Raw genomic sequence first — 26053 nt, 5'->3', positions numbered from 1 at the left:
TCCTCCAAGTGACAACACTCCGGGTCTTGCGGTCCAATTCTGCACCTTCACCCGGCGGTGCGAAACGTCAGGTTGATCCGCTGGGCGCCCAGGCGCGGATGCTGCCCGTCCTTGAGTGGCAACACGCCGTGGTAACGCAAGCGGTCCACGCCGCCCCATACCACGATGTCGCCATGGAACAACGGGATACGCAGGCTCTTGTCGCTGCGCTCGAAGCCGCCGAACTGGAACACCGCCGGCAAGCCCAGGGACATCGAGACGATGGGTGCGGTGAGGGAGCGTTCGTTCTTGTCCTGGTGCAGCGACATCCGCGCGCCGGGCACGTAACGGTTGATCAGGCAGGCGTCGGGCTCGAAATGCTCGAACTGTGCCTGCCGGGCGGCGGCCTGGGCCAGCTCGCGAAACACTGCCGGCATCTCGGGCCAGGGATGGCCGGTTTGCGGGTCATGGGCGGTATAGCGATAGCCGCTGCGGTCGGTGGTCCAGCCCAGTGCGCCGCAACTGCTCAAGGCCACTGACATGGTAAAGCCGCCGGGTGTGACCATCTGCCGGAACGGCGCAGCCTGCAGGACGCTTTCCAGCGCCGGCAGCAAGCGCTCGAGCCAGGGCAGGGCGAAGCCGCGCAGCACGAATGCTTGCGGGCCGATCTGTTCGACCTGGCCGGGCAGGGTGGGCGCCTGGTCGGCGAACAGGTCCAGGGTGACCGGTGTGTCATTACTGCGCATCATGAAAAATGATTCCCAAGGTGTGCCGTCTGCCGCTGTTCACGCGGCTGACGCCATGGCGCATGTTCACCCGATAATAACCGCGAATACCTTTGACTGGCCGCTGGTGCACGGCAAATACCAGCCCATCGCCCTGTTTCAGATCGATGACCTGGGGCCGCGACTGCATGCGTGGACGCTGTTCGGTAAGGACAAACTCGCCGCCGGTAAAATCCCGGCCCGGTTCCGATAGCAGGATCGCGACCTGCAAGGGGAACACCTGCTCACCGTACAGATCCTGGTGCAGGCAGTTGTAGTCCTGCGGGCCGTATTGCAGCAACAACGGCGTAGGACGCGATTGCCCGGCGGCGTGACAGCGCCGAATGAAGTCGGCGTGTTCGTGGGGGTAGCGCACCTTAAGGTCCATGCACTCATTCCAACGGTTCGCCAGCGGCACCAGCATCGGATACAACGCCTCACGCAGTTGTTGGATGAGGTCCGGTAGCGGATAGCGAAAATACTGATACTCACCGCGTCCGAACCCATGGCGGGCCATGACCACCCGGGACCGGAAAAGCCCGGGGTCGGCATACAAGCTGCTTAGGCTCTGGCATTGCGTGGCAGTGAGCAGGCTGCGGACGACCGCACTGCCGTCCTGATCGAGGCTTTGCTCCAGAGTGGGCCAGTCAAGGTGGGTGAGGGACTGGAGCAGGGAAGGCGTAGGGGGCACGATGGCAGTCCTTGTTGGAAGGACTGTTCAGTCTGCGCAGTGCTGCGTTGCAGGGCACCCCGATTCTTGCGGTTCGGCATTCCTGTGGCGAGGGAGTAACCCCCACGCCACAAAAGCATCGTGCCCAGCCAGATGCCACAAAAAATACAATCAGGGAGAGTGGTTACAGCGCCTTGCTGACCTTGAGGTCGCTGATCACATCGTCGGTTTCGCCGTGCAGCTTTTGCAAGGCGGCCCGGGCTTCTTCCTCGGTGCCGGTTTCCAGCTGTGCGAATTCGAAGCGGCGCTCGCCGTTGAGCTTGTACTTGATGACGTATTTGGTCGTCTGGGCCACGGTTTTGCCTTTCTTGAAAGGGCGATGCTCAGCTCAGTTTCGAGCTGGAACGCCGGATGATTTTGATTTTGTGGGTCAGTGTCGGCTTGCGCGTGACGCTGATTGCACGGCGGTTGACGGTGTCGATGGTGATGTTCCAGAAACCGGTGCTTGGCGCCGTGATCCTGGCCGGAAAGGTGTCGAACGCGCCACCGTGATACGTGTGCCGGCCGCCATTCTTGAAACTGCGGAAGTTGGCATCGTTCATCAAACGGATGTTGCACATTTGCGAGCATTCGATAACGACGATGTCGTCTTCGTTCAGGTGCTCGCGCTGGTGAATGAATTTCATGGGCGCCTCCAGAAGGGCTTTTTCTACAAAATCAAAACGATAGCAAGGGGCAATGAAGCGCAGTTTATCAGCCCCGAGTGTTAATATCCGGCCCGCGCTCCAGGCTTTGTTCATTTATCGCAGGTTGCGGGAAAAAAAGCGGTGCGGCCCCGGAGCAAAACGGTGTTTGCACTGTCGGAGGATCTTTATTGGAGGAAACATATGAAGCGCAGCGTGTGGGTGTTGGCATTGGCCATGAGTGGATGTGCATCGGTATCGGACATCAACCAGACGCCCCCCACCATGAGCGTCATCTCCGGAAAGAAGCCTCACGAATACGCCAAGTGCGTTGCCGACAAGCTGGCCAGCAGCCGTGGCTCGCTGCAAATGGAGCCGCACAAGAACGGCGTGCGGCTGATCGTCCCGGGCAAACTGTCGGCCCTGCCGGCGGCGGTGTTCGACATTGACGAGCGCTCCAGTGGCAGCAGCATCAAGCTGCACGAAAGCATGTCCAACGTGCCCGTGCGTCCGGGCGATGTGCAGGACGCAGCCAACGCCTGCATTTCCGGCTGATCACCGCCAGCGCCTGACGAACGGGCCGGCCATCGGATAGACTAGTGGCCTCGACAAAAATGCCGCCACGCTCGACGTTGGCGGCATTGTCATTCATGGAGTCAGTCGATGAAACGCGAGCAGGTGCGCCAGCGCCATGCAGAAGGGCTTATCTTTGCCACCCACGTGATTCAGAACCCGGCGAGCCCGGGCGAGTGGATCGTGTTCTTCAAGAAAAGCGCCGGGCGAAGTTTTTTCCTGGTGGATGAGCAGGACGAAGTCGAGTCTTTCAGTCAACTCGATGACCTGGTCGAGACCATACGCGGGCTGGGCATCAAGTTCGCCGAGATTCACATCTAGCTTATTTGCAGACCACCACGACACTGCGGCTGTTGAAGTTGCCGACGTCGACGCCCAGGGTTTTCTCGCTTTCCTTGGCCTGGGGCGTGCCGTCGGTGCCGACGATGCGGTAGCCGGTGCCGGCGCAGGACGCATCGGCCTTCTCGTAGCAGGTCGCCCAGGAATTGGCCTCGCCCGAGCAGTCGATGGCCAAGCCTTGTTCACCATTATCGAGATAGGTCTTTTCGGCCGAGGCACATCCCGCCAGGGCCAGGACTGTAAACAGCGCCAGAAATGTCTTCATGGGTTCGTCATCGAGGAGGGAAGGGCAATGGCGAGGTTATAGCGAATGGCCATTGCGGTACAGCTAAACCAGCCTCCTTCGATGCCAGGGTGGCATTTACCGGAGGCCGGCGTTTTTATTTCTTGCGGCGGGGGCTGCGTGCAGGGGCGGTTTCGCGATCTTTGGCCGCCGGGGCAGCGCGCTCGTCCTGGAATACCGCAGCCACTTCCACTGCCATGGCCTTGCTGGGCAAGGGACCGGCGACCTGCTCGCCGTGGTAGTTGATAATCCACCACTGGCCGTCCTTGCCCTGGCTGACCGAATAACCGTTTGCGTTTCTTGCCGACATCTAGCTGCCTCAATTGGCGGGATCAAGGGCGCCATGATACGTCAAATGCGCGCAAACAGTGCTTACTGGCGTACAGTGGACCGCTGCCGCCATCGAGACGAAAGGCAATTGAACTATCCGCTGTTTTTTATTTCTCTATGATGGCACCGGTTGGCCAGTGCGGGCATTGTAAGGTGCCCGTCGCCTGATTAGACTGCGCCGAAACTCGTACACACCGCCTTTTCAAGGACTTATATGATCAAGAAATGCTTGTTCCCAGCAGCCGGTTACGGTACTCGCTTCCTGCCAGCGACTAAAGCCATGCCCAAAGAAATGCTGCCGGTGGTGAACAAGCCACTGATCCAGTACGGCGTCGAAGAAGCCCTCGATGCGGGCCTGACGGAAATCTCCATCGTCACCGGCCGCGGCAAACGCGCCCTGGAAGACCATTTCGACATCAGCTACGAGCTGGAAAACCAGATCAAGGGCACCGACAAGGAAAAATACCTGGTCGGCATCCGCAAACTGCTCGACGAGTGCTCGTTCTCCTACACACGCCAGACCGAAATGAAAGGCCTGGGCCACGCGATCCTGACCGGTCGCCCGCTGATCGGTGACGAGCCATTCGCCGTGGTCCTGGCGGACGACTTGTGCGTCAACCTCGAAGGCGACGGCGTCCTGACCCAGATGGTCAAGCTGTACAAGCAGTTCCGCTGCTCCATCGTGGCGATCCAGGAAGTCGATCCGCAGGAAACCAACAAGTACGGCGTGATTGCCGGCGAAATGATCCGCGACGACATCTACCGCGTCCACAGCATGGTTGAAAAACCAAAACCTGAAGACGCACCGTCGAACCTGGCGATCATCGGTCGCTACATCCTGACCCCGGACATCTTCGACCTGATCGAACAGACCGAGCCAGGCAAGGGTGGCGAAATCCAGATCACCGACGCCCTGATGAAACAGGCCCAGAACGGCTGCGTGATGGCCTACAAGTTCAAGGGCAAGCGTTTCGACTGCGGTGGCGCCGAAGGCTACATCGACGCGACCAACTTCTGTTTCGAGAACTTCTACAAGACCGGCAAGGCTTACTGATAGCCTGCGCCGCGCCTTGTAAAAAACGCCCCGACTGGTTCGGGGCGTTTTTTTGCGCGGAGAAAAGTCTCTCGGACACAAGCAAACCCCTGTGGGAGCGAGCTTGCTCGCGATAGCGGTGAGCCAGTCAACATCAATGCTGCTGATCCGACGCCATCGCGAGCAAGCCCGCTCCCACAGGTTTTGGGATTGATCGCGCGACATGAGTCTGTCCAGCTGGCTTTTTCATTTTCCATCCCCATAACCAACCGCAACGCTGCCTCAGGTGAAAACAGCAGGTATGCTGATGACCTGCCAAAGGAGATAGAAAATGGCCTACGATTTTGACTTGTATGTGATTGGCGCCGGTTCCGGTGGTGTTCGGGCGGCGCGGTTTGCCGCCGGTTTCGGGGCCAAGGTGGCCGTGGCGGAAAGCCGCTACCTGGGCGGGACCTGCGTGAACGTGGGCTGCGTACCGAAAAAACTGCTGGTCTACGGCGCGCATTACGCCGAGGACTTCGAGCAGGCGTCGGCCTATGGCTGGACGGCGGGCGAGGCGAGTTTCGACTGGGCCACGCTGATCGCCAACAAGGACAAGGAGATCAATCGCCTCAACGGCATCTACCGCAACCTGTTGGTCAACAGCGGTGTCGTGCTGCACGAAGGGCATGCCAGGCTGACCGGGCCCCATGAGGTCGAGATCAACGGCCAGCGCCACACCGCCAGGCATATCCTGATCGCCACGGGCGGGTGGCCGGTGATCCCGGACATTGCAGGGCGCGAGCATGCCATCAGCTCCAACGAGGCGTTCTTTCTCAAGGACCTGCCCAAGCGCGTCATCGTGGTGGGCGGGGGCTACATTGCTGTGGAGTTCGCCGGGATTTTCCATGGCATGGGCGCGCAGACGTCCTTGCTCTATCGCGGCGAGCTGTTCCTGCGGGGCTTTGACGGTGCGGTGCGCAAGCACCTGGCGGAAGAACTCGACCGTCGAGGCATGGATCTGCAATTCAACGCCGACATCGAACGCATCGACAAGCTGGACGATGGCAGCTTGAGGGTGACCCTCAAGGACGGTCGCACACTGCTGACCGACTGCGTGTTCTACGCCACCGGCCGGCGGCCGATGCTCGATAACCTTGGCCTGGAAACCACAGGCGTTACGCTGGATGAGAAAGGTTTTGTCCAGGTCAACGAAAAATACGAGACCACTGAACCCTCGATCCTGGCCATTGGCGACGTGATCGGCCGCGTTCAGCTCACCCCCGTCGCCCTGGCCGAAGGCATGGCGGTGGCGCGGCGCCTGTTCAAGCCCGAGCAGTATCGACTGGTGGATTACCGGATGATCCCCACCGCCGTGTTCAGCCTGCCGAACATTGGCACGGTGGGCCTGACCGAAGAGCAGGCCCGGGAGGAGGGCCATGAGGTCGAGATTTTCGAAAGCCGTTTCCGGCCGATGAAACTGAGCTTGACCGATTGCCAGGAGCGCACCCTGATGAAGCTGGTGGTGGATGCCCGGACCGACAAGGTATTGGGTTGCCACATGGTCGGGCCGGATGCCGGTGAAATCGTCCAAGGCTTGGCCATCGCCCTCAAGGCTGGCGCCACCAAGCGCGACTTCGACGAGACCATCGGCGTGCACCCGACCGCCGCCGAAGAGTTCGTGACAATGCGTACACCCTTGGCCTCCTGAAGCCCGGCGGACATATGGCGAGCGAGCCTGCTCGCCATATTAAGATTTCTTCTATCTATTCAGCGGCTGATAGCCAAAACCAATCATTCACATCAGGTTTGCCAATGAGCCAGCCTGGGGATGAGTGGTTAAGATTCCCTCCATCAACTTTTCAACCCTGATGGAGAAACATCGATGCCTATCATCAACAGCCAAGTTAAACCGTTCAACGCTACCGCCTTCAAGAACGGCGAGTTCGTCCAGGTGTCGGACGCCGACCTGAAAGGCAAATGGTCTGTCGTGTTCTTCTACCCAGCCGACTTCACCTTCGTTTGCCCAACCGAGCTGGAAGACCTGGCCGACAACTACGCCGAATTCAAGAAGCTGGGCGTCGAGATCTACAGCGTATCGACCGACACTCACTTCGCCCACGCTGCCTGGCACAACACTTCGCCAGCCATCGGCAAGATCCAGTACACCATGATCGGCGACCCGACCCACGTCATCTCCCGCAACTTCGATGTGCTGATCGAAGAAGTCGGCCTGGCTGACCGCGGTACTTTCGTGATCAACCCGGAAGGCCAGATCAAGATCGTTGAAATCAACGACGGCGGCGTTGGCCGTGACGCTTCCGAGTTGCTGCGCAAGATCAAGGCCGCTCAGTACGTTGCCGCTCACCCGGGCGAAGTCTGCCCAGCCAAGTGGAAAGAAGGCGAGGCCACCCTGGCTCCGTCCCTGGACCTGGTCGGCAAGATCTAAGACCGTGAGTCCTTTGAGGGCGGTCATCCGCACTTAAGCAAGCCGCACCGCCCACAAAAAACGCCCGGGCGAGATTCGCTCGGGCGTTGTTTTTTCTGAAATTCAAAAAATGGAAATCGCCCGTATGTTGGACGCCAATCTTAAAGCTCAGTTGAAGTCATACCTGGAACGGGTCACCCAGCCGATCGAGATCGTCGCCTCCCTCGACGACGGTGCGAAATCCCAGGAAATGCTCGCGTTACTCCAAGACGTTGCCAGTCTTTCCCACCAGATTACCTTGCTCGACAACGGCACCGATGCGCGCAAGCCTTCGTTTTCGTTGAACCGCCCGGGAGCCGATATCAGCCTGCGCTTTGCCGGTATCCCCATGGGCCATGAATTCACTTCGCTGGTGCTGGCCCTGCTGCAAGTCGGCGGCCACCCGTCGAAGGCCAGTGTCGATGTGATCGAACAGATCCGCTCGCTGAAGGGCGAGTTCAACTTCGAGACGTATTTCTCGCTGTCGTGCCAGAACTGCCCGGATGTGGTCCAGGCGCTGAACCTGATGGCGGTGCTGAACCCGAACATTCGCCACGTCGCCATCGACGGCGCGCTGTTCCAGGCCGAAGTCGATGAACGTCAGATCATGGCCGTGCCAAGCATTTACCTGAACGGCGTGAACTTCGGCCAGGGCCGCATGGGCCTGGAAGAGATTCTCGCCAAGATCGATACCAGCGGTATCGAACGCCAGGCCGAGAAAATCAGCGCCAAGGACGCCTTTGATGTGTTGGTGGTCGGCGGTGGCCCGGCCGGCGCTTCGGCGGCGATCTACGCGGCTCGTAAAGGGATCCGCACCGGTGTGGCGGCCGAACGTTTCGGTGGCCAGGTGCTCGACACCATGGCCATCGAGAACTTCATCTCGGTCCAGGAAACCGAAGGGCCGAAACTGGCCGTTGCCCTGGAAGAACACGTCAAGCAGTACGACGTGGACATCATGAACCTGCAACGTGCCGACGCCTTGCTGCCAGGCAAGGACGGCGGGCTCCATGAAATCAAGTTCGCCAGCGGTGCGAGCCTCAAGGCCAAGACCGTTATCCTGGCGACCGGTGCCCGCTGGCGCGAAATGAACGTGCCGGGCGAGCAGCAATACCGCAACAAGGGCGTGGCGTACTGCCCGCACTGCGATGGTCCGCTGTTCAAAGGCAAGCGCGTGGCGGTGATCGGCGGTGGTAACTCAGGCGTCGAGGCGGCTATCGACCTGGCCGGTATCGTGGCCCATGTCACGTTGCTGGAGTTCGATGTGCAATTGCGTGCCGACGCGGTGCTGCAGCGCAAACTGCACAGCCTGCCGAACGTGACGGTGATTACCAGCGCACAGACCACCGAAGTGACGGGAGACGGCCAGAAGGTCAATGGCTTGCGGTACAAGGACCGTGCGAGCGGTGACGTGCGGGATGTGGAGTTGGAGGGGATCTTCGTGCAGATCGGCCTGTTGCCCAACACCGATTGGCTCAAAGGCACCGTCGAGTTGTCGCCGCGGGGCGAGATCATCGTCGATGCCCGGGGTGAAACCTCGATCCCTGGCGTGTTCGCCGCCGGTGACGTGACCACGGTGCCATACAAACAGATCGTGATCGCCGTGGGTGAGGGCGCCAAGGCTTCGCTGAGTGCCTTCGACCACCTGATCCGTACCTCCGCGCCGGCCTGAATAGCCGATAGCGGAAAAAACAAAACCCCATGAGCCTGGCTCATGGGGTTTTGTTTTGGATCATGCATCACCCTGTGGGAGCGAGCTTGCTCGCGAAGACTGCGGCACATTCAACATGGATGCAGGCTGGGCCACCGCTATCGCGAGCAAGCTCGCTCCCACAGGGGCGGTGGTGAGGTTTACAGCGGCGCAGGCTGGATGATCTCGACCCAGTAGCCATCCGGGTCCTTGATGAAGGCCAGGCTTTTCATGCGACCGTCGGTCAGGCGTTTCTGGAAGTCGCAGCCCAGTGCTTCGAAGCGCTCGCAGGCGGCGACGACATCCGGTACCGAGATGCAGATGTGGCCGAAGCCGCGTGGGTCGGTGTTGCCGTTATGGTAGGCGAACGCCGGGTCGCTTTCAGTGCCGTGGTTGTGGGTCAATTCCAGGATGCCAGGGATCGACTTCATCCATTCGGTACGCGTCGCCGCGTCCGCCGGGATCTGCTTCTTGTCCACCAGTGCCAGGAAATACAGGCTGAATTCGGCCTCCGGGAAGTCGCGCTTTTCCACCAGCGAGAAACCCAGCACGCGGGTGTAGAAATCCAGGGACTTGGTGATGTCCTTGACCCGCAGCATGGTGTGGTTGAAGACGAATCGGGCCGTGGCGGCGTCCGGTTGTGCGGTGACGCCAGGGAAAGTATCGAGTTCGTGCAGGCTCATGGGCCCTCCGGAAAAAAGTGGGGCAAACGGCGTCGCAATCTGGGGTGCGACGGTTCCTGGGCTTGCGTCAGACAGCTTCCTTGCAGGTGCGCCCATGATACGCAAGGGGGGCGGTGTCGCCAAACCGCATGTGGCTATTGCCTGCTTCTGCCTCGGGCTTCAGACTTGACGATTCGTTCTTGAGTGCCCGTGCAATGTTTCGACCGTTCCTTTCGCTGTTTGTCCTGTTGTTTGCCAGTGTCGGCGGCGTCCAGGCGGCCGAACCACAGGTTTCCTGGCCCCAGGGCTGGGTTGTCGAACCGCTGCCGGCGGACGCATCGGCTTCGGGAACCCTGCGCCAACGGGCAACCAAGAGTGATACGGCAGGCAATGCCGTGATGGTCATGGAATTGACCACGACCCCCGTCGAACCCGATCACCAGGTGAACTTGCAAGGCGTATTGCTGGAAATGCGCAAATCAATCCAGAAGGATTTTTTCCAGGGGGGATACCAAAGTGTGTGCACTAAGGTCCATGCCTCCATGTTGGGCGGCGTAACAGCATTGGAAACCACTTGCACGATCACGCAAAACGGACGACATGTATTGTCTCAGGCACTCGTCGCGGCACTAAACGAGGGCAAGGCTTATGTGCTGTCGTATGCGGGGCAGGCACAGGTGTTTGTTGAAAGCCAGGATGAGATACAGTCGGTGCGAAACAGTTTGAAACTATGACGCCTTCAGCGTAATAGGCCAAAGGGTTTAATCCTGAAGTTTAGCCATAAAAAAGCCCTGATTGTTCAGGGCTTTTTTGCATCATGGGCTGTCAACCACGCAACCAGGAATCAACGGTCGCTGCACCGTACTGTTCTTTCCAGGCTTTCAGGCCGCGGTGATTGCCGCCTTTGGTTTCGATCAACTCACCGGTGTGCGGGTTCTGGTAAACCTTCACCACGCGCGCGCGGCGCGTCTTGGTGGGCTTGGTCGATTGCAGGCTCGCCTTGGATGGGTTCGGGTCGAGGATAGCGACGATGTCGCGCAGGCTCTTGCCGTAGGTTTTCATCAGGCCCTGGAGCTTTTCCTCGAATTCGATTTCCTTCTTGAGCCCGGCATCGTTCTTCAGCGATTCCAGCTGCTTGAGCTGTTCTTGAAGGGCCTTTTCGGCTGCACGAAATTCAGCGAGTCTGGACAAAATGATTACTCCAATCAAAATATATGGCTGATACCAACCGCAAACAAAGCTATAAGCCAAGCGCCTTGAAGCGACTCGGTGTTAATGACGCTCTCCTGTTATGTGGCACAGGTAGAAAAAGTGTAGTAGTTAATCCAGAGAGTGTAAATCGTAACTTTTTCGTTATGTAACAACAGCAAAAGTCTTATCAATTGGAACGCCGTCGTCAATAGAACGGCGGCAGTTAACTGCCAGTAGTGGTGGTCAACGTCTCAACAAATGCCTGCCCGCTTATCGGTCGACCAAATAGATAACCCTGTAGAAAGTTCACCCCATGGGCGCTCAGGTAGTCGCTTTGCTCGACGGTTTCGACGCCCTCGGCGACCATGTCCAGATCCAACTTGCCCGACAGTTCGATGATGCTATCGAGGAGGTGGCGCGACAAGGCATCGACGCCGATCATCGCGACGAAACTCTGGTCGATCTTCAAGAAATCCACGTTGAACTGGCGCAAGTACGCCAGGCTGGAATGACCGGTGCCGAAATCGTCGAGGGCGATCTTGACGCCCAGTTCCCGTAGTTCACCGAACAGTTGCCGGGTCACGGACGTCGGCTCAATCAACTCGCGTTCGGTCAACTCCAGCACCAGGGTTATCGCCCCCGGCGCGAAAGCGCTGAGAAATTCGCGACAATCGTCCAGCAGCGCCAGATCCTGGCAGTGGCGAGCGGTGATGTTGATGCCGACATGAAACGGCGCTTCGAGTCGAGGCGCGAGCGGCGCCAACAGGTGGCTGGTCTGGCGCATGAGCGCACGGGTCATCGGCACGATGACGCCGCTGTGTTCGGCGAAGGGAATGAACAGGTCCGGGCGAACCTGGCCTTCTGTGGGGTGGTTCCAGCGCATCAGCACCTCGACGCCGGCCCAGCGTTTGCTGTCGCTGTGCACGACCGGTTGCAGGTAGGGCACGAACTCGCCGGCTTCCAGTGCCCGCTGCAATTCACGGCTGGGGGACGACGCGCGTTTCTGCAGCCAGTGTCCGAGTATGCCGGCCACAACGCCGAAGAAGATCAGCAGGCTGAACAGCGGCGGGTATTCCCTGGCCATGTAGCGCCAGGTTTCACCCTCGTCGAACCCGGCCTCTACAGTGAAGGCGTAGCGCGCCGAGCCCAGTTCGTTCTGGGCCACCGGCAACCCGGGCAGGGGCGCTGGCCGGACCTTGCCGTCCGCTGCCAGCCAATTGGGCCCGACTTGCAGCCGCAGCCGGGCCTGGCGGCCGATCAGGCGCAGGACGTTGGCCAGATGATACCCGTCAAGGGTGGCCAAGGCGCCTTTGCGGCCGTCATTGAGCCGGTAAATCAGCAACGCGGTATCCGGCGTGACCGGGTTGCCGTTCATGAGCCACAGGGTGCCTTGATGATAGTCGCTCGGGTTGACGGGTTCCTCGAAGGCACCAAACAGCGAGCTGCAGTAAAGGTTGTTGTCCCAGACAAGGTTGGTCGAGCGGACAAAGGGCCGGCGCGTCACTTGTTCACGCAAGGCCAGCTTCACCGCTTCGCAGGGCTGGCCGGCCAGGGGTAATAGTTCATGGGCCGCCAAAGCCGTGTTGTCGAGCATCAGCTCGATCTGCCTGACCAACTCCTCGGCAGTCTGCCGGGTGTGTTGCGCCAGCGTCCGTTCGGCCTGCATGTACAACATGGCCAGCCCTGACAGCATCGGTACCAGGCCGCAAAGCAGGGTGACGAGATAGCGACGGGGCCGGGCGTGCAAGCGTGTGGCGGTCAAGGGCATCGGCACAACCTGAGAAGAAACGGGATGAGGGGTAATCGTCGGATGCCGACCATGATAGATGGCTTGCCGAGTGCTTGCTGACCACAAGGTGACTGTGGGAGCGGGCTTGCTCGCGAAAGCGTCGTGTCTGTCACCGTTGATGTCGACTGATACACCGCCTTCGCGAGCAAGCCCGCTCCCACAGGTTCAATGCCATGTTTCCCCAGGTTTGGTGCTGGGCTCATGACTGCCGGGCCAGCTCGATAAACGCCAGGGTAGCGGGCGAGGCCTGGCGGCTGTCCAATACCGCCAGGCCGATCTGACGCGGTACCCGTGGCGACAAGGGCCGAGCAACGTAGCCCGGGTTCTCGTCGTCCGGCAACGAGCCTTCGGACACCACGCTCACCGCCTCGCCGCGCCTGACGACATCCAGGGTGCTGAGCAGTTGCGAACAACGAAAACGCACGTTCGGTGTCAGCCGCGCGGCATTGAACAGGCGCGAAACCAGTTCCGACGATCCGGCCTCGGTGTGCACGAAGGGGTCGTTGCACAGGTCCTGGAGGCTCAGGCTGGCCCGTGCGGCGAGGGGGTGTGAGGCGGGGAGCAGGGCGACCATCTGATCTTCCAGCAACGCGAACGTATCGAAGCGCTCCTCGGGCAGCACCACGAAGCCGACGTCGATTCGCCGTTCGTCCAGCCACTGGATGACCTGCCTGTCGGGCCCTTCGTCGATGTGCACTTCGATCCCGGGATGCAGGGCTCGATAGCGTTGCAGGATCCCGGGCAGCAATTTCATCGATGACGTCGGCCCGAACGAGCCGATGCGCAAGGTGCCCCGGCGCATGCCCCGGGCATCGGCGGCTTCCTGGCGCAAGGTGTTGGCCAGTCCGAGCATGGCCCGGGCCCGCAGCAGCAATTGCTGGCCAATGTCACTGAGCTCCACCACCGACTGATGGCGCCTGAACAACTCCACGCCCAGCTCTTGTTCCAGGGATTTGATGGCGTGGGACACCGCGGACTGGCCAATGCCCAAGCGCGTGGCCGCAGCGGTGAAACCACGCAGCTCGGCGACCAGGGAGAAGATTTCGAGTTGAGTGAGGGTCATGAGTGATCGCTCATTTTACGATGACAAAGCATGAGCCTGATGATGAGGCATCTGATTCGAATCAGAAAGCAATACAGAACTTTGTGGCGAGGGGATTTATCCCCGTTGGGGCGCGAAGCGGCCCCCTCGAACTCCAGACACTCCGAGTCGTCAGGTTTGGGGCCGCTGCGCAGCCCAGCGGGGATAAATCCCCTCGCCACAGGTTTTGTGAGTGACTTCACTTACAGGTTTCGGTGCACCATGAAAACCCTCGAACAAACCGTTCCAATCCCGTCGGACCTGCCGGTCTACCTGAAGCTCGCCATGGTCACCATGATCTGGGGCGGGACCTTCGTGGCCGGCCGGATCCTGGCCGATGCCCTCGCACCAATGTTCGCCGCCAGCCTGCGGTTTCTGCTGGCGAGCATCGCGCTGCTGGCGTTTCTCGCCCTGGCCGGGATCCCGCTGGCCAGGCCCAGTGTGAAGCAGGGGCTGCAATTGGCGGCGCTGGGGTTCTTCGGCATCTTTTTCTACAACTTGTGCTTCTTCTATGGCTTGCAGTACATCAATGCGTCGCGGGCGTCGCTGATCGTGGCCTTGAACCCGGCGGTGATCGGGCTGGCGTCCTGGTGGTTGTTCAAGGAACGGCTGAGTCGCCTGAAGGTGGCGGGCATCGTGCTGTGCATCGGCGGGGCGGGCTTGGTGATCGTCAGTCGTGACCCGTCCTTGTTGCAAGGTGCGGCGCAGGGCTGGATCGGCGACCTGTTGATTTTTGGCTGCGTGCTGGGCTGGGGCATCTATTCGCTGTTTTCGAAAACACTGAATGAAAGCCTGGGCCCCTTGCAGACCGTGACCTGGTCGATTCTGCTGGGCACGCTGATGCTGTGGCTGGCCTGCGCGGCGGCAGGGGAGATTCGTATAGACGCGTTGCGCGCGTTGGACGCGGAGCAATGGTCGAGCCTGTTGTACCTGGGCGTGCTGGGTTCGGCCCTAGCCTATATCGCCTGGTATGACGGCATTCGTCGGATCGGCGCGACCCGGTCCGGCGTATTCATTGCCCTCAACCCGCTGACGGCGGTGCTGCTGGGCGCGCTGCTGCTGGACGAACGGCTCACGGCCTTGATGTGTGTGGGTGGGGGCGTGATCCTGATGGGCATTTTCCTGTGTAACAAACCCCTTGCGCGGCCGAAGGAAAAGGCGATTTGATACAGAAGGCGGACAAATCCGGTTACGCTGTGTAGAATCGATTTACGCATATAAGAATAACGTCTTCTGGCAGCAGAAGCCTCGCCCGCAAGAGCCTTGGGTCGACAATGAAGATACTTGGGTTTCAACTGATCTACGGCGATTTCCTCGCCCGCAGCGTTCGTGGCATTTCCTGCGCGCCGCCCCGTGTCCCCAGCATTGCCTGCAACTAACGTTTTTTGTTAATTGACCAGAATGATGAGGCGCCGACATGGCAGATCTATACGAAAACCCCATGGGCCTGATGGGCTTCGAATTCATTGAATTTGCATCCCCCACACCCAACACCCTGGAGCCGATCTTCGAGATCATGGGCTTCACCAAAGTGGCCACGCACCGCTCCAAAAACGTGCACCTGTATCGCCAGGGCGCGATCAACCTGATCCTCAACAATGAACCCCACAGCGTGGCATCGTACTTCGCGGCCGAGCACGGCCCGTCGGTGTGCGGCATGGCGTTCCGGGTCAAGGATTCGCAACAGGCCTACAAGCGTGCCCTGGAACTCGGCGCCCAGCCGATCCACATCGAGACCGGCCCGATGGAACTGAACCTGCCGGCCATCAAGGGCATCGGCGGCGCGCCGTTGTACCTGATCGATCGGTTTGGCGAAGGCAGCTCGATCTATGACATCGACTTCGTGTTCCTCGAGGGCGTGGACCGCAACCCGGTGGGCGCGGGCCTGAAGATCATCGACCACCTGACCCACAACGTGTATCGCGGGCGCATGGCCTACTGGGCCGGCTTCTACGAGAAACTGTTCAACTTCCGCGAGATCCGCTACTTCGATATCAAGGGCGAATACACCGGCCTGACCTCCAAGGCCATGACCGCGCCGGACGGCATGATCCGCATCCCGTTGAACGAAGAATCGTCCAAGGGCGCCGGGCAGATCGAAGAGTTCCTGATGCAGTTCAACGGCGAAGGCATCCAGCACGTGGCTTTCCTCACCGATGACCTGGTCAAGACCTGGGACCACCTGAAAAGCATCGGCATGCGCTTCATGACCGCACCGCCGGACACCTACTATGAAATGCTCGAAGGCCGCTTGCCGAACCATGGCGAACCGGTCGATGAACTGCAATCGCGGGGCATTCTGCTGGACGGCTCGTCCAACCCGGATGACCGGCGCCTGCTGCTGCAGATCTTCTCGGAAACCCTGATGGGGCCGGTGTTCTTCGAATTCATCCAGCGCAAGGGCGACGATGGCTTCGGCGAGGGCAACTTCAAGGCGCTGTTCGAGTCCATCGAGCGCGACCAGGTGCGTCGTGGCGTGCTGGCCACCGAGTAAGGCCTGATCCATGAAAAGCCCGCCCGGCAGTGATGCCGGGCGGGCCTTTCATTGCCAATACACAACCCCTTGTGGGAGCGCGCTTGCTCGCGATAGCGGTGGCTCGGCTTGCATCCATGTCGAATGTTCCGCCGTCATCGCGAGCAAGCGCGCTCCCACAGGGCAGGCGGTGACCTCAAGTCCGGCGCCGCTGCCGCACCAAGTGCTTGAAACCTTCGAACACCAACACGGCCACGGCCATCCAGATGGGGATGTAGGTTAGCCATTCACCGGCCTGGATGCTCTCGCCCAACAGCAGCGCAACGCCCAGCAGCAACACCGGTTCGACATAACTCAACAAGCCGAACAGGCTGAACGGCAACAGCCGGCTGGCGACGATGTACGACACCAGCGCGCTGACGCTGATCAGCCCGAGCAACGGGATCAGCAGCGACAGCCGTGGGTATTGATCGAACACGTTGAAACCCTGCTCGCCGCTTTGCACGAACCACAGTGCCACGGGCAGCATCAGGGTCATGTCCAGCCAGAGTCCACCGAGGTTGTCGGTCTTGATGCGTTTGCGCAGGATGAAATAGATCGGGTAGCCGAGCACCACCAGCAAGGTTGCCCAGGAAAACCCACCCACCCGGTACAACTCGTTGAACACGCCAAGGGTGGCGAAGAACACGGCGACTTTCTGCAGGTAGGAGAGGCGTTCGCCATAGACGATGCGCCCGGTCAGGACCATCGACAGCGGCAACAGGAAGTACCCCAGCGATACGTCCAGGCTATAGCCATTGAGTGGTGCCCACATGAACAGCCATAGCTGCGCGCCCATCAGGGCCGAAGAGACAATGGCCGCAAGCAGCAGCCATGGCGTGGCGACCAGGCGGCGGATCAGCGCCGTGACCAGTGTCCAGTCCCGCGTCACCAGCAGGAAGGCGGTCATGCACGGCATCGTCAGGAGCATGCGCCAACCGAAGATCTCCACACCGGTCAGCGGTGAGAGCAGCGAGGTGTAGTAGTACATGACGGCGAACAGCGCAGAGGCCGAGACCGATAGAACGATGCCTTTGGACACTGAGGCCTCTTGTTAGTGGGGTGGTATGCACGATGGGGCAAGCTTTACCTGTGGCGAGAGAGCTTGCTCCTTCGCCACAGGGTTTGCGCTTCAATGATGTTTATGACGTACGCGGCACTCGCCCCGGCACGAAATGACTCACATCGTTGAACCCCGGCGTCGACGCATGCCCCGGTGTCACCAGCGAATCGATGAAGGCTTCATCTTCCGCGCTGATCTTCACCGCTTGCGCCTTGATGTACGAATCCCACTGCTCCTCGGTGCGTGGCCCGACGATGGCCGAGGTCACGGCGCGGTTGTTCAGCACCCAGGCGATGGCGAACTCGACGATGCCCACGCCCCGACCCTGGGTGTATTGCAGGATCTGCTGGGCGATGCGCAGGGACTCGACCCGCCATTCGGTTTCCAGGATGCGTTTGTCCTGGCGCCCGGCCCGGCTGTTGGCGTCCGGTGCCACGTCCGGCGCGTACTTGCCGCTGAGCACGCCGCGGGCCAGGGGGCTGAACGGCACCACGCCGAGACCGTAGTTCTGCGCCGCAGTGATCTGCTCGGTTTCCGCCTGGCGGTTGACGATGTTGTACAGCGGTTGGCTGATCACCGGCCGGTCGATGCCCAGGCTGTCGGCGATCCGGATCACTTCGGCGATGCGCCAGCCACGGTAGTTCGACAGGCCCCAATAGCGGATCTTGCCTTGGCGAATCAAGTCGCCGATGGCCGACACGGTCACGTGCAGTGGGGTGTTGTGGTCTTCGCGGTGCAGGTAGTAGATGTCCAGGTAATCGGTGCCCAGGCGCGTCAGGCTGGCCTCGATGCCATTGAACAGGTGCTTGCGGCTCAGGCCGCTGCGGTTGGGCACGCCGTCTGGCGGGCCGAAGCCGACCTTGGTGGCCAGCACCCATTCCTGGCGGCGACGGGCGATCGCCTCGCCGACGATTTCCTCGGAGCGACCGTTGGTGTAGACGTCCGCGGTGTCGATGAAATTGATACCCTGGTCCCAGGCCTTGTCGATGATCCGCAGCGAGTCCTCGGTGCTGGTCTGTTCGCCGAACATCATCGTGCCCAGGGTCAACGTCGAGACTTGCAACCCGGATTGGCCTAGCGTGCGGTAGCTCATGACAAGATCCTTTTATCCACGGGGAAAGGCCCAATCAAACCCCAGAACAGGCGCACGGATCAAACAGAATTCTCAAACACGCCAAATCAACTGTGGAACTACCTCTGTGGGAGCGAGCTTGCTCGCGATGAGGCCCTCACTGCCGACAACAATTTCCTAAACCGATATTTGTGAATTTGAACAATAATGCCCGGTGCCTTTTGTGCCGCGGACCGGCGTCACGGCTGTGGTCAACTGGCAGCATGCTGTGCATCGGAACCGGAGAATAATATGAAAATAGTCATCGCCCCCGACTCGTTCAAGGACAGCCTCAGTGCCCAGGGCGTCGCCGATGCCATCGCCCAGGGTCTGGCCGAGATCTGGCCGGATGCGCAGTTGATCAGATGCCCGATGGCGGACGGCGGGGAGGGGACGGTGGAGTCGGCGTTGGCGGCCTGTCACGGTGAGTGGCGTCACACCCGGGTCCGCGGTCCGTTGGGCGTCGCTGTCGAGGCGCGCTGGGGCTGGTTGGCCGAGAGCCGCACCGCGATCATCGAAATGGCCGAAGCCAGTGGTTTGCAATTGGTGCCGCCGGGACAACGCGACGCCTGTTCCAGCAGCACCTACGGCACCGGCGAGCTGATTCGCGCTGCCCTCGATGAGGGCGCTGGTCGGGTGATCCTGGCGATTGGCGGCAGTGCCACCAACGACGCCGGGGCCGGTGCGATGCAGGCCCTGGGCGTGGGGTTGCTGGATGACCAGGGCCAACCTCTGTCTCCCGGCGGCCTGGCCTTGGCGAACCTGTCGCACATCGACCTGAGTGAGCTCGACCCACGCCTGGCTCGGGTCAGCTTCGAGATCGCTGCCGATGTCGATAATCCGCTGTGCGGCCCCCATGGCGCGTCCGTGGTTTTCGGTCCGCAGAAGGGCGCCTCGGCTTCTCAAGTGCAGGCACTGGATCGGGCCCTGGAGCATTTCGCCGAACACTGTGCGCGGGCGTTGAACCAGGATGTGCGCGACGAGCCGGGCAGCGGCGCCGCCGGTGGCCTGGGGTTCGCGGCGAAGGCGTTCCTGGGTGCGCAGTTTCGTACCGGCGTGGACGTCGTCGCCCAGTTGACCGGGCTGGCCGAGGCGGTCCGCGGCGCCGACCTGGTGATCACCGGTGAAGGCCGTTTCGACGCCCAGACCCTGCGTGGCAAGACCCCCTTCGGAGTGGCCCGCATCGCCCGCCAGCACGGTGTACCGGTGGTGGTCATCGCCGGCACACTGGGGGAGGGCTATGAGGCGCTGTACGAACATGGCATCGACGCCGCCTTCGCCCTGGCCAGCGGGCCGATGACCTTGCAAGAGGCCTGCGCCGACGCGCCGCGCCTGTTGAGCGAGCGTGCCCGGGACATCGCCCGGCTTTGGCGGGTGGCGCGGAGCGTGATTTGAGATAGGGTTGAGGCTGGATATCGCGCAACCAGGAGAGATACATGCGCTTTTCAGTCTTGACCCAACGCATCACCGGCGATGGTGCCGCCGCCTGGCAGATTCATGACCGGGCGCTGGCCATGCGCGAACAGGGCATGGATGTGTTGTTGCTGTCAGTGGGTGATCCGGACTTCGACACCCCGCGCGCCATTGTCGACGCTGCCGTGGGCAGCCTGCGGGCCGGTGAGACCCATTACTCGGACATCCGCGGCTTGCACACCTTGCGGACCAGTATTGCCCGGCGTCATCGCCTTCGTTGCGGCCAGCCTGCGGGGGCCGAACAGGTTGTCGTACTGCCGGGGGCGCAGTGCGCGGTGTATGCGGTCGCGCAATGTCTGCTCAACCCTGGCGACGAAGTCATCGTCGCCGAGCCGATGTATGTCACCTATGAAGCGGTGTTCGGTGCCTGCGGGGCGAAAGTGGTGCCGGTGGCGGTTCGCCCGGAGAACGGTTTTCGGGTCGAACCTGCGGACGTTGCCCGTCTTGTGACCCCCCGTACCCGGGCGATGCTGCTCAACAGCCCGAACAACCCGTCCGGCGCCAGCCTGCCGATGTCCACCTGGCAGGCATTGGCCCGGTTGTGTATCGAACATGACCTGTGGCTGATCAGTGACGAGGTCTACAGCGACTTGCTCTATGACGGCGAGCACATCAGCCCCGCCAGCCTGCCGGGCATGGCCGAGCGCACCGCGACGATCAACAGCCTGTCCAAATCCCACGCCATGACCGGCTGGCGCATTGGTTGGGTCATCGGCCCTGAATCCCTCGCCGACCATTTGGCAAACCTGTCCTTGTGCATGTTGTTTGGCCTGCCGGATTTCGTGCAACGCGCAGCCCAGGTTGCCCTGGAGCAGGAGTTGCCGGAAGTGGCGCAGATGCACGACGAGTATCGCCAGCGCCGGGACCTGGTATGCGCCATGCTCGACGACTGCCCGGGCCTCAAGCCGGTGCGGCCCGATGGTGGCATGTTCGTGATGGTCGACGTGCGCCAGACCGGCCTCGACGCCCAGGCATTTGCCGAGCGGCTGCTGGACGACCACGGCGTGTCGGTGCTGGCCGGCGAGGCGTTCGGGCCGAGTGCGGCAGGGCATATTCGGATCGGGTTGGTGGTCGATCAACTGAAACTGGCGGAGGCGTGCCAGCGGATCGCCTCGTGTGCGACGGAACTGCTGATGGCCCACCGGTAAAGTTTTGTAGAGGCTGTGTGAAATTGTGTAAGGGTTTTGCTCGTGGATGAGCGAGGGCGTATATCCTTGGCCACAGCATTCTTCTGGAAATACCCATGCCTAACATCCTCCTGGTGGAAGACGACACCGCGCTCTGCGAACTGATCGCCAGTTACCTGGAACGCAACGGCTATCAGGTCAGCGTGCTCAGCCGTGGCGATCATGTGCGTGAACGGGCGCGGGCCGATCCGCCGGACCTGGTGATCCTCGACCTGATGCTGCCGGGGCTGGACGGCTTGCAGGTCTGCCGCTTGCTGCGGGCCGATTCGGCAACCTTGCCGATCCTGATGCTCACTGCCCGGGACGACAGCCACGACCAGGTGCTGGGCTTGGAGATGGGTGCCGATGACTACGTCACCAAGCCCTGCGAGCCCCGGGTATTGCTGGCACGGGTGCGCACCTTGTTGCGCCGCAGCAGCCTCACCGAGCCGCAGACGGCCAATGATCGTATCCTCATAGGCAACCTGTGCATCGACCTCTCCGAGCGCACGGTGACCTGGCGCGGGCAGCCGGTGGAGTTGTCCAGCGGCGAATACAACCTGCTGGTGGTGCTGGCCCGGCATTCCGGCGAAGTGCTGAGCCGCGACCAGATCCTGCAACGCCTGCGGGGCATCGAGTTCAACGGTACTGACCGTTCGGTGGACGTGGCGATTTCCAAGTTGCGGCGCAAGTTCGACGACAATGCCGACGAAGCCCGCAAGATCAAGACCGTGTGGGGCAAGGGCTATCTGTTCAGTCGTTCCGAGTGGGAATGCTGAGCCGATGTGGAAGCTGCTGATTCGCCTGTACCTGGTCACCATCGTGTCCTACAGCGCGGCGATCTACCTGATGCCGGAGCTGGTGATCCGCCTGTTCCACGAGCGTTTCCTGACCTACAACCTTGATTACTCCCGTGGCCTGCAAACCTTGCTGGTCAAGCAGTTCCACGCTGTGCCCAGCGAACAGTGGCCGGCGCTGGCGGCGCAGATGGACAAGGAATTCGAGCCGCTGCGCATCGAACTGGCCGCTGTCGATGACGAGGGTTTCAGCGCCGATGAACAGGCGCGGCTCAAGCGCGGCGAGAATGTGGTGCGCCTGGGGGACTGGGCCTGGCGCACCCTGGCGGCAGCGCCGCTGGACGGGCGCACGGCGGTGAAGATGGTCGTGCCGCCGGACCCGGCCGATGTCAGTTGGTTGTACTGGAGCATCAACGTGTTGATCGGCGCGACGATGCTGGCTTGCCTGTTGCTCTGGTTGCGGCCTCACTGGCGCGACCTGGAACGCCTCAGGCGCACCGCCGAGCGTTTCGGCAAGGGGCATCTGGGGGAGCGTACGCTCATCGCCTCCAGTTCGAACATCGGCAGCCTGGCCCACGTGTTCGACACGATGGCGGGGGACATCGAGCACCTGCTCAATCAACAGCGGGACCTGCTCAACGCCGTGTCCCACGAACTGCGCACGCCCCTGACTCGGCTCGACTTCGGCCTGGCCCTGGCGCTGTCCGATGATCTGCCGGCACCCAGTCGCGAGCGTCTGCAAGGGCTGGTGGCCCACATTCGCGAGCTGGATGAGTTGGTGTTGGAACTGCTGTCGTACAGCCGTTTGCAAAACCCGCAACACCTGCCCGAGCGGGTCGAAGTGGCGCTGGACGAGTTCATCGACAGCATCCTGGGTAGCGTCGACGAGGACCTGGCGGCACCGGACGTGGTGATCGACGTGCTGTTGCACGGGGCGCTGGAGCGTTTCGTGCTGGACCCGCGCCTGACCGCTCGGGCGTTGCAGAACCTGTTGCGCAATGCCATGCGTTATTGCGAAACACGCATCCAGGTCGGCGTGCAGGTGGGTGATCAAGGCTGTGAGATCTGGGTCGACGACGACGGCATCGGCATCCCCGACAGCGAACGCGAGCGGGTGTTCGAACCCTTCTATCGGCTGGACCGCAGCCGTGACCGCGCCACGGGCGGCTTCGGCCTCGGCCTGGCCATCAGCCGCCGAGCCCTGGAGGCCCAAGGCGGCACACTGACCGTCGAAGCCTCGCCTCTGGGTGGGGCGCGCTTCAGGTTGTGGCTGCCAACGCCTGATACCTGACACCGTCTCTGTGGCGAGGGCGTTTGCCCCCGCTGGGCCACCAAGCGGCCCCCATACGCCTCACCCGAACAACCCCGCCGCAATATTGATCGAAAACCCCAGGATCGCCGTGTTGAAGACAAACCCGATCAACGATTGCGCCAATACGATCTTGCGCAATTGCCGCGTGGCAACGCCCACGTCCGACGTCTGCACCGCCACGCCGATGGTGAAAGAAAAATACAGGAAATCCCAATAGTTGGGCGTGGTCAGCCCTTCGGCAAACCGAAGTGCCGGCGCCTTGCCCTCCCAGGTGTAATACAACCGCGCATAGTGAACGCTGAAAATCACCCCGATCAGCAACCATGAGCCGATCACGGTCATGGCCGTGAAACCGTAGTGCAACAGTTTGCCGGCGGCTGGCAGGTCGCGGCTGCCCGCCAGCTCGAAAGTGATGGTCGCCAGGCTGGCCAAGGCCGCGACACAGACCATCAGTAGCACCAGCCCGGCATTTTCATCTTCGATTTCGGCGATGCGCCTCACATCGGGCGCCTTGGCCCGCACGGTCAGCCAGAGCATCAGTACCAGGTAGGTCCAGACCCCGACATTCCAGCCAATCAGGATTTTGCTGAGGATCGAGTCCACGGGAACCAGAATACCCACCGCCAGGCCAAGGACCGTGGCGCTGGAAAGACGCGGGTGGGTGCGGGCGAGGCGGGGCATGGAGGTTCACTGTCCGGGAGAGAGGTGTCTAGTATGCTCAGGCGAAGGCGTGTTCGGCTATGGCGTGATAGATGTGAGCGAGCCTGCTCGCGATAGCGGTGGGTCAGCTTGCGACCCAGTTGTGCGCTGACCACATCACGCCCTCTTGCGAGCAGGCTCGCACACATTATTCCGAGGTGGCAAAAAATTCAGGTTGACCACCACTCATCCAAGGGCAAAATGTCTTTCGTCGCAAACTTTTCCCGTTGATGGCTTTTTGATACCTGCTTGCAACGCGATTGCGTACAATCGCGGCTTACAACCGGGCATGGAGGCAGTCCGGCTCTTTCGTTACGAGAACACTCCATGCTGATCGGTACGTATTCCCCCGCGCTTGTTTCCATTTCCCTGTTTGTTGCCGTACTAGCCTCCTACACCGCTCTGGATCTGACCGGGCGTATCGCCACCGCCCAGGGGCGCGCCGCGTATTTGTGGATGGCCGGTGGCGCGCTGGCGATGGGCGTGGGGATCTGGTCCATGCACTTCATCGGCATGCTGGCGTTCACCTTGCCGGTGGAGCTTGGCTACGATGTATCGATCACCGCGCTGTCGCTGCTGACCGCCATTCTTTCCAGCGGATTTGCCCTGTGGCTGGTCAGTCAGCCGCGATTGCCGGCGTGGCAACTGGCTTTTGGCGCGCTGATCATGGGCGCCGGGATCAGCGCCATGCATTACACCGGCATGGCCGCGCTGCGAATGCAGCCGGGCATCGATTACGACCCGACGCTGTTCGGGGCTTCCTTGGTGATTGCCGTCGGCGCGTCTGCCGCGGCATTGTGGATCGCCTTTCGCCTGCGCCAGAACACCCCCCATGTGCGTCTGGCTCGCGCGGGCGCCGCGGTGGTCATGGGCATCGCCATCGTCGGCATGCACTACACCGGCATGGCCGGGGCGCGGTTCAGCGAGGGCAGCTTTTGTGGCTCCCTGGACGGCTTGAGTGGCAAGGGCCTGGACAATCTGGTGTTGATCACCACCCTGGCGGTGCTGGCCATTGCCTTGCTGACCTCGATTCTCGATGCGCGCCTGGAAGCCCGCACCGCCGAACTGGCCCAGTCCCTGACCCGGGCCAACCGGGAGCTGACGCAGTTGGCCCTGCACGACCCCCTCACCGGGTTGCCCAACCGTGTGCTGCTGGCCGATCGGATCGACCAGGCCATACATCGGGTGCAAGAGCAGGGCGGCTGCTTCGCCTTGATGTTCATCGACCTCGATGGTTTCAAGCCGGTCAATGACGCCTTTGGTCACCACATGGGCGATTTGTTGCTGCGGGACGTGGCCCTGCGCCTGCGGGAAGACCTGCGCAGCCAGGACACCCTGGCGCGGATTGGCGGTGATGAGTTCGTGCTGCTGGTGCAGCTGGCCGAGCCCGACGATGCCCTGCGACTGGCGGCACGTCAGGTCGGCTTGATCGGGCGCACCTTCCGGGTAACAGAGCATGACTTGCAGATCTCCGCCAGTGTCGGCATCGCCCTTTACCCTGGCAACGGCCAGAGCGCCGAAGAGCTGCTGATGAACGCCGACGCGGCGATGTACCACGCCAAGGGCTCCGGCAAAAACGGCTACAGTTTTTTCGACGCCTCGATGAACAGTAACGCCCGCAAGCAATTGCAGTTATTGCAAGATTTGCGCTTGGCCGTCGAACAGCGACAGTTCAGCCTGCATTACCAGCCCAAGTTCGACGCGGCCAATGGCCGTCCGGTCGGGGCCGAAGCCCTGTTGCGCTGGACCCATCCGACCCAGGGCCTGTTGATGCCCGACACGTTCATCGACCTTGCGGAAAAGACCGGGTTGATCATCCCCATTGGCGAATGGGTGCTGAACGAAGCCTGTCGGCAGATGCGCGAATGGTATGTGCTCGGTTATACCGACTGGCGCATCGCGGTGAACCTCTCGGCCTTGCAGTTCTGCCACAGCGGCTTGGTGCACAGCGTGGCCAAGGCGTTGGAGACGCATAAGCTGCCGGCCAACAGCCTGACCCTGGAAATCACCGAAACCACCGCCATGAGCGATGCGGACGCGAGCATGACGGTGCTGCAACTGCTCTCGGACATGGGCGTGGATTTGTCCATCGACGACTTTGGCACCGGCTATTCGAGCCTGATGTACCTCAAGCGCCTGCCGGCCAACGAGCTGAAGATCGATCGCGGCTTCGTGCGTGACCTGGAGCACGACAGCGATGACGCGGCTATCGTTTCGGCCATTGTCGCCCTCGGCCAGGCCCTGGGCCTGCGGATCGTCGCCGAAGGCGTGGAGACCGATGTGCAACAAGACTTCCTGACCCAGCTGGGCTGCGATTCGCTGCAGGGTTATCTGTTAGGCCATCCGCTGCCGGCCGAGCGCTTCCTGCAGGAAATTCGCCAGGCGAAAACCGCGGCGCTGGCCTGACACA

General features: G+C 61.3%; 27 protein-coding genes. 14 read left to right on the top strand and 13 right to left on the bottom strand.

The genetic code is table 11. From position 1 onward, the window contains the following. Positions 1-47: 47 nt before the first annotated feature. From alkB to ACMTA2_RS21225, 4 genes are all read right to left on the bottom strand, one after another. Positions 48-728 (bottom strand): DNA oxidative demethylase AlkB, encoded by a 681-nt coding sequence (gene alkB, locus ACMTA2_RS21240; RefSeq protein WP_413791636.1) that lies wholly within the window; start codon positions 726-728, stop codon positions 48-50. Then, positions 715-1434 (bottom strand): 2OG-Fe(II) oxygenase, encoded by a 720-nt coding sequence (locus ACMTA2_RS21235; RefSeq protein WP_413791635.1) that lies wholly within the window; start codon positions 1432-1434, stop codon positions 715-717. The genes alkB and ACMTA2_RS21235 overlap by 14 nt, the downstream gene beginning before the upstream one ends. Before the next feature lie 163 nt (positions 1435-1597). Continuing rightward, positions 1598-1768, bottom strand: coding sequence for a hypothetical protein (locus ACMTA2_RS21230; protein WP_413791634.1), 171 nt, complete (start codon positions 1766-1768; stop codon positions 1598-1600). A gap of 28 nt (positions 1769-1796) precedes the next feature. Beyond that, positions 1797-2099 carry a DUF1883 domain-containing protein gene (locus ACMTA2_RS21225; RefSeq protein ID WP_003182962.1) on the bottom strand — a complete coding sequence of 101 codons (303 nt, stop codon included), beginning with the start codon at positions 2097-2099 and terminating at the stop codon, positions 1797-1799. 201 nt (positions 2100-2300) lie between these two features. Here ACMTA2_RS21225 and ACMTA2_RS21220 point away from each other — a divergent pair, with 201 nt between their 5' ends. Further along, entirely contained in the window at positions 2301-2651 is a 351-nt protein-coding gene (locus ACMTA2_RS21220) for a hypothetical protein (RefSeq protein WP_186709305.1), read from the top strand. A 108-nt stretch (positions 2652-2759) separates the two neighbouring features. Further along, positions 2760-2990, top strand: coding sequence for a hypothetical protein (locus ACMTA2_RS21215; RefSeq protein WP_413791633.1), 231 nt, complete (start codon positions 2760-2762; stop codon positions 2988-2990). Between the two features lies 1 nt (position 2991). Here the strand turns inward: ACMTA2_RS21215 and ACMTA2_RS21210 are convergent, their stop codons facing one another. Then, positions 2992-3273, bottom strand: coding sequence for a hypothetical protein (locus tag ACMTA2_RS21210; RefSeq protein ID WP_413791632.1), 282 nt, complete (start codon positions 3271-3273; stop codon positions 2992-2994). 115 nt (positions 3274-3388) lie between these two features. Beyond that, positions 3389-3601, bottom strand: a complete 213-nt coding sequence (locus ACMTA2_RS21205; RefSeq protein ID WP_413791631.1) for a hypothetical protein — start codon at positions 3599-3601, stop codon at positions 3389-3391. A gap of 234 nt (positions 3602-3835) precedes the next feature. Between ACMTA2_RS21205 and galU the strand changes: the two genes are divergently transcribed. From galU to ahpF, 4 genes are all read left to right on the top strand, one after another. After that, positions 3836-4675 (top strand): UTP--glucose-1-phosphate uridylyltransferase GalU, encoded by an 840-nt coding sequence (gene galU / locus ACMTA2_RS21200; RefSeq protein WP_003182953.1) that lies wholly within the window; start codon positions 3836-3838, stop codon positions 4673-4675. Between the two features lie 310 nt (positions 4676-4985). After that, positions 4986-6344: a glutathione-disulfide reductase gene (gorA, locus tag ACMTA2_RS21195; RefSeq protein WP_413791630.1), complete on the top strand. Its 1359-nt coding sequence runs from the start codon at positions 4986-4988 to the stop codon at positions 6342-6344. A gap of 174 nt (positions 6345-6518) precedes the next feature. Then, positions 6519-7082, top strand: a complete 564-nt coding sequence (ahpC, locus tag ACMTA2_RS21190; RefSeq protein WP_413791629.1) for an alkyl hydroperoxide reductase subunit C — start codon at positions 6519-6521, stop codon at positions 7080-7082. Positions 7083-7206: 124 nt separating this feature from the next. After that, complete coding sequence (gene ahpF, locus ACMTA2_RS21185) at positions 7207-8769, top strand: alkyl hydroperoxide reductase subunit F (RefSeq protein ID WP_413791628.1); 1563 nt, start codon at positions 7207-7209, stop codon at positions 8767-8769. A gap of 179 nt (positions 8770-8948) precedes the next feature. Here ahpF and gloA read toward each other — a convergent pair whose 3' ends face one another. Next, the gene (gloA, locus tag ACMTA2_RS21180) at positions 8949-9470 is read right to left on the bottom strand and encodes a lactoylglutathione lyase (protein ID WP_413791627.1); all 522 of its coding nucleotides are present in this window, start codon (positions 9468-9470) and stop codon (positions 8949-8951) included. A 194-nt stretch (positions 9471-9664) separates the two neighbouring features. On the opposite strand from gloA, the gene ACMTA2_RS21175 reads away from it, so the two are divergent. Continuing rightward, positions 9665-10183 carry a DUF4946 domain-containing protein gene (locus ACMTA2_RS21175; RefSeq protein WP_413795698.1) on the top strand — a complete coding sequence of 173 codons (519 nt, stop codon included), beginning with the start codon at positions 9665-9667 and terminating at the stop codon, positions 10181-10183. A 91-nt stretch (positions 10184-10274) separates the two neighbouring features. Here ACMTA2_RS21175 and ACMTA2_RS21170 read toward each other — a convergent pair whose 3' ends face one another. From ACMTA2_RS21170 to ACMTA2_RS21160, 3 genes are all read right to left on the bottom strand, one after another. Next, positions 10275-10640 carry a histone-like nucleoid-structuring protein, MvaT/MvaU family gene (locus ACMTA2_RS21170; protein WP_058544518.1) on the bottom strand — a complete coding sequence of 122 codons (366 nt, stop codon included), beginning with the start codon at positions 10638-10640 and terminating at the stop codon, positions 10275-10277. A gap of 223 nt (positions 10641-10863) precedes the next feature. Next, the gene (locus ACMTA2_RS21165) at positions 10864-12408 is read right to left on the bottom strand and encodes an EAL domain-containing protein (RefSeq protein ID WP_413791626.1); all 1545 of its coding nucleotides are present in this window, start codon (positions 12406-12408) and stop codon (positions 10864-10866) included. Positions 12409-12628: 220 nt separating this feature from the next. Continuing rightward, the gene (locus ACMTA2_RS21160) at positions 12629-13492 is read right to left on the bottom strand and encodes a LysR family transcriptional regulator (protein WP_413791625.1); all 864 of its coding nucleotides are present in this window, start codon (positions 13490-13492) and stop codon (positions 12629-12631) included. A gap of 240 nt (positions 13493-13732) precedes the next feature. Here ACMTA2_RS21160 and ACMTA2_RS21155 point away from each other — a divergent pair, with 240 nt between their 5' ends. Together ACMTA2_RS21155 and hppD are read left to right on the top strand one after the other, a co-directional pair. Then, entirely contained in the window at positions 13733-14677 is a 945-nt protein-coding gene (locus tag ACMTA2_RS21155) for a DMT family transporter (RefSeq protein ID WP_413791624.1), read from the top strand. A 250-nt stretch (positions 14678-14927) separates the two neighbouring features. Continuing rightward, positions 14928-16004 carry a 4-hydroxyphenylpyruvate dioxygenase gene (gene hppD, locus ACMTA2_RS21150; protein ID WP_413791623.1) on the top strand — a complete coding sequence of 359 codons (1077 nt, stop codon included), beginning with the start codon at positions 14928-14930 and terminating at the stop codon, positions 16002-16004. A 175-nt stretch (positions 16005-16179) separates the two neighbouring features. Here hppD and rarD read toward each other — a convergent pair whose 3' ends face one another. After that, positions 16180-17064, bottom strand: coding sequence for an EamA family transporter RarD (rarD, locus tag ACMTA2_RS21145; RefSeq protein ID WP_413791622.1), 885 nt, complete (start codon positions 17062-17064; stop codon positions 16180-16182). A 100-nt stretch (positions 17065-17164) separates the two neighbouring features. Beyond that, positions 17165-18178: an aldo/keto reductase gene (locus ACMTA2_RS21140; protein ID WP_413791621.1), complete on the bottom strand. Its 1014-nt coding sequence runs from the start codon at positions 18176-18178 to the stop codon at positions 17165-17167. 270 nt (positions 18179-18448) lie between these two features. Here ACMTA2_RS21140 and ACMTA2_RS21135 point away from each other — a divergent pair, with 270 nt between their 5' ends. The 4 genes from ACMTA2_RS21135 (at position 18449) to ACMTA2_RS21120 (ending at position 22923) form a co-directional block, all read left to right on the top strand. Beyond that, complete coding sequence (locus ACMTA2_RS21135) at positions 18449-19591, top strand: glycerate kinase (RefSeq protein WP_413791620.1); 1143 nt, start codon at positions 18449-18451, stop codon at positions 19589-19591. Between the two features lie 41 nt (positions 19592-19632). Next, on the top strand, positions 19633-20817 hold the full coding sequence (locus tag ACMTA2_RS21130; RefSeq protein ID WP_413791619.1) for a pyridoxal phosphate-dependent aminotransferase: 1185 nt from the start codon (positions 19633-19635) through the stop codon (positions 20815-20817). A 95-nt stretch (positions 20818-20912) separates the two neighbouring features. After that, positions 20913-21614 carry a response regulator gene (locus ACMTA2_RS21125; protein WP_413791618.1) on the top strand — a complete coding sequence of 234 codons (702 nt, stop codon included), beginning with the start codon at positions 20913-20915 and terminating at the stop codon, positions 21612-21614. Between the two features lie 4 nt (positions 21615-21618). Then, on the top strand, positions 21619-22923 hold the full coding sequence (locus tag ACMTA2_RS21120) for an ATP-binding protein (RefSeq protein WP_413791617.1): 1305 nt from the start codon (positions 21619-21621) through the stop codon (positions 22921-22923). Positions 22924-22983: 60 nt separating this feature from the next. On the opposite strand, the gene ACMTA2_RS21115 is transcribed toward ACMTA2_RS21120, so the two are convergent. Then, positions 22984-23625 (bottom strand): DUF1345 domain-containing protein, encoded by a 642-nt coding sequence (locus tag ACMTA2_RS21115; protein WP_413791616.1) that lies wholly within the window; start codon positions 23623-23625, stop codon positions 22984-22986. Between the two features lie 345 nt (positions 23626-23970). Here ACMTA2_RS21115 and ACMTA2_RS21110 point away from each other — a divergent pair, with 345 nt between their 5' ends. Continuing rightward, positions 23971-26049: a putative bifunctional diguanylate cyclase/phosphodiesterase gene (locus tag ACMTA2_RS21110; protein ID WP_413791615.1), complete on the top strand. Its 2079-nt coding sequence runs from the start codon at positions 23971-23973 to the stop codon at positions 26047-26049. Positions 26050-26053: the final 4 nt, after the last annotated feature.

The sequence above is a fragment of the Pseudomonas medicaginis genome (assembly GCF_965119365.1).
In the GTDB taxonomy this organism is placed as follows: Bacteria; Pseudomonadota; Gammaproteobacteria; order Pseudomonadales; family Pseudomonadaceae; genus Aquipseudomonas.
The sequence above is the reverse complement of the archived record's forward strand: the minus strand, read 5'-3'. Positions and strand labels throughout refer to the sequence as shown.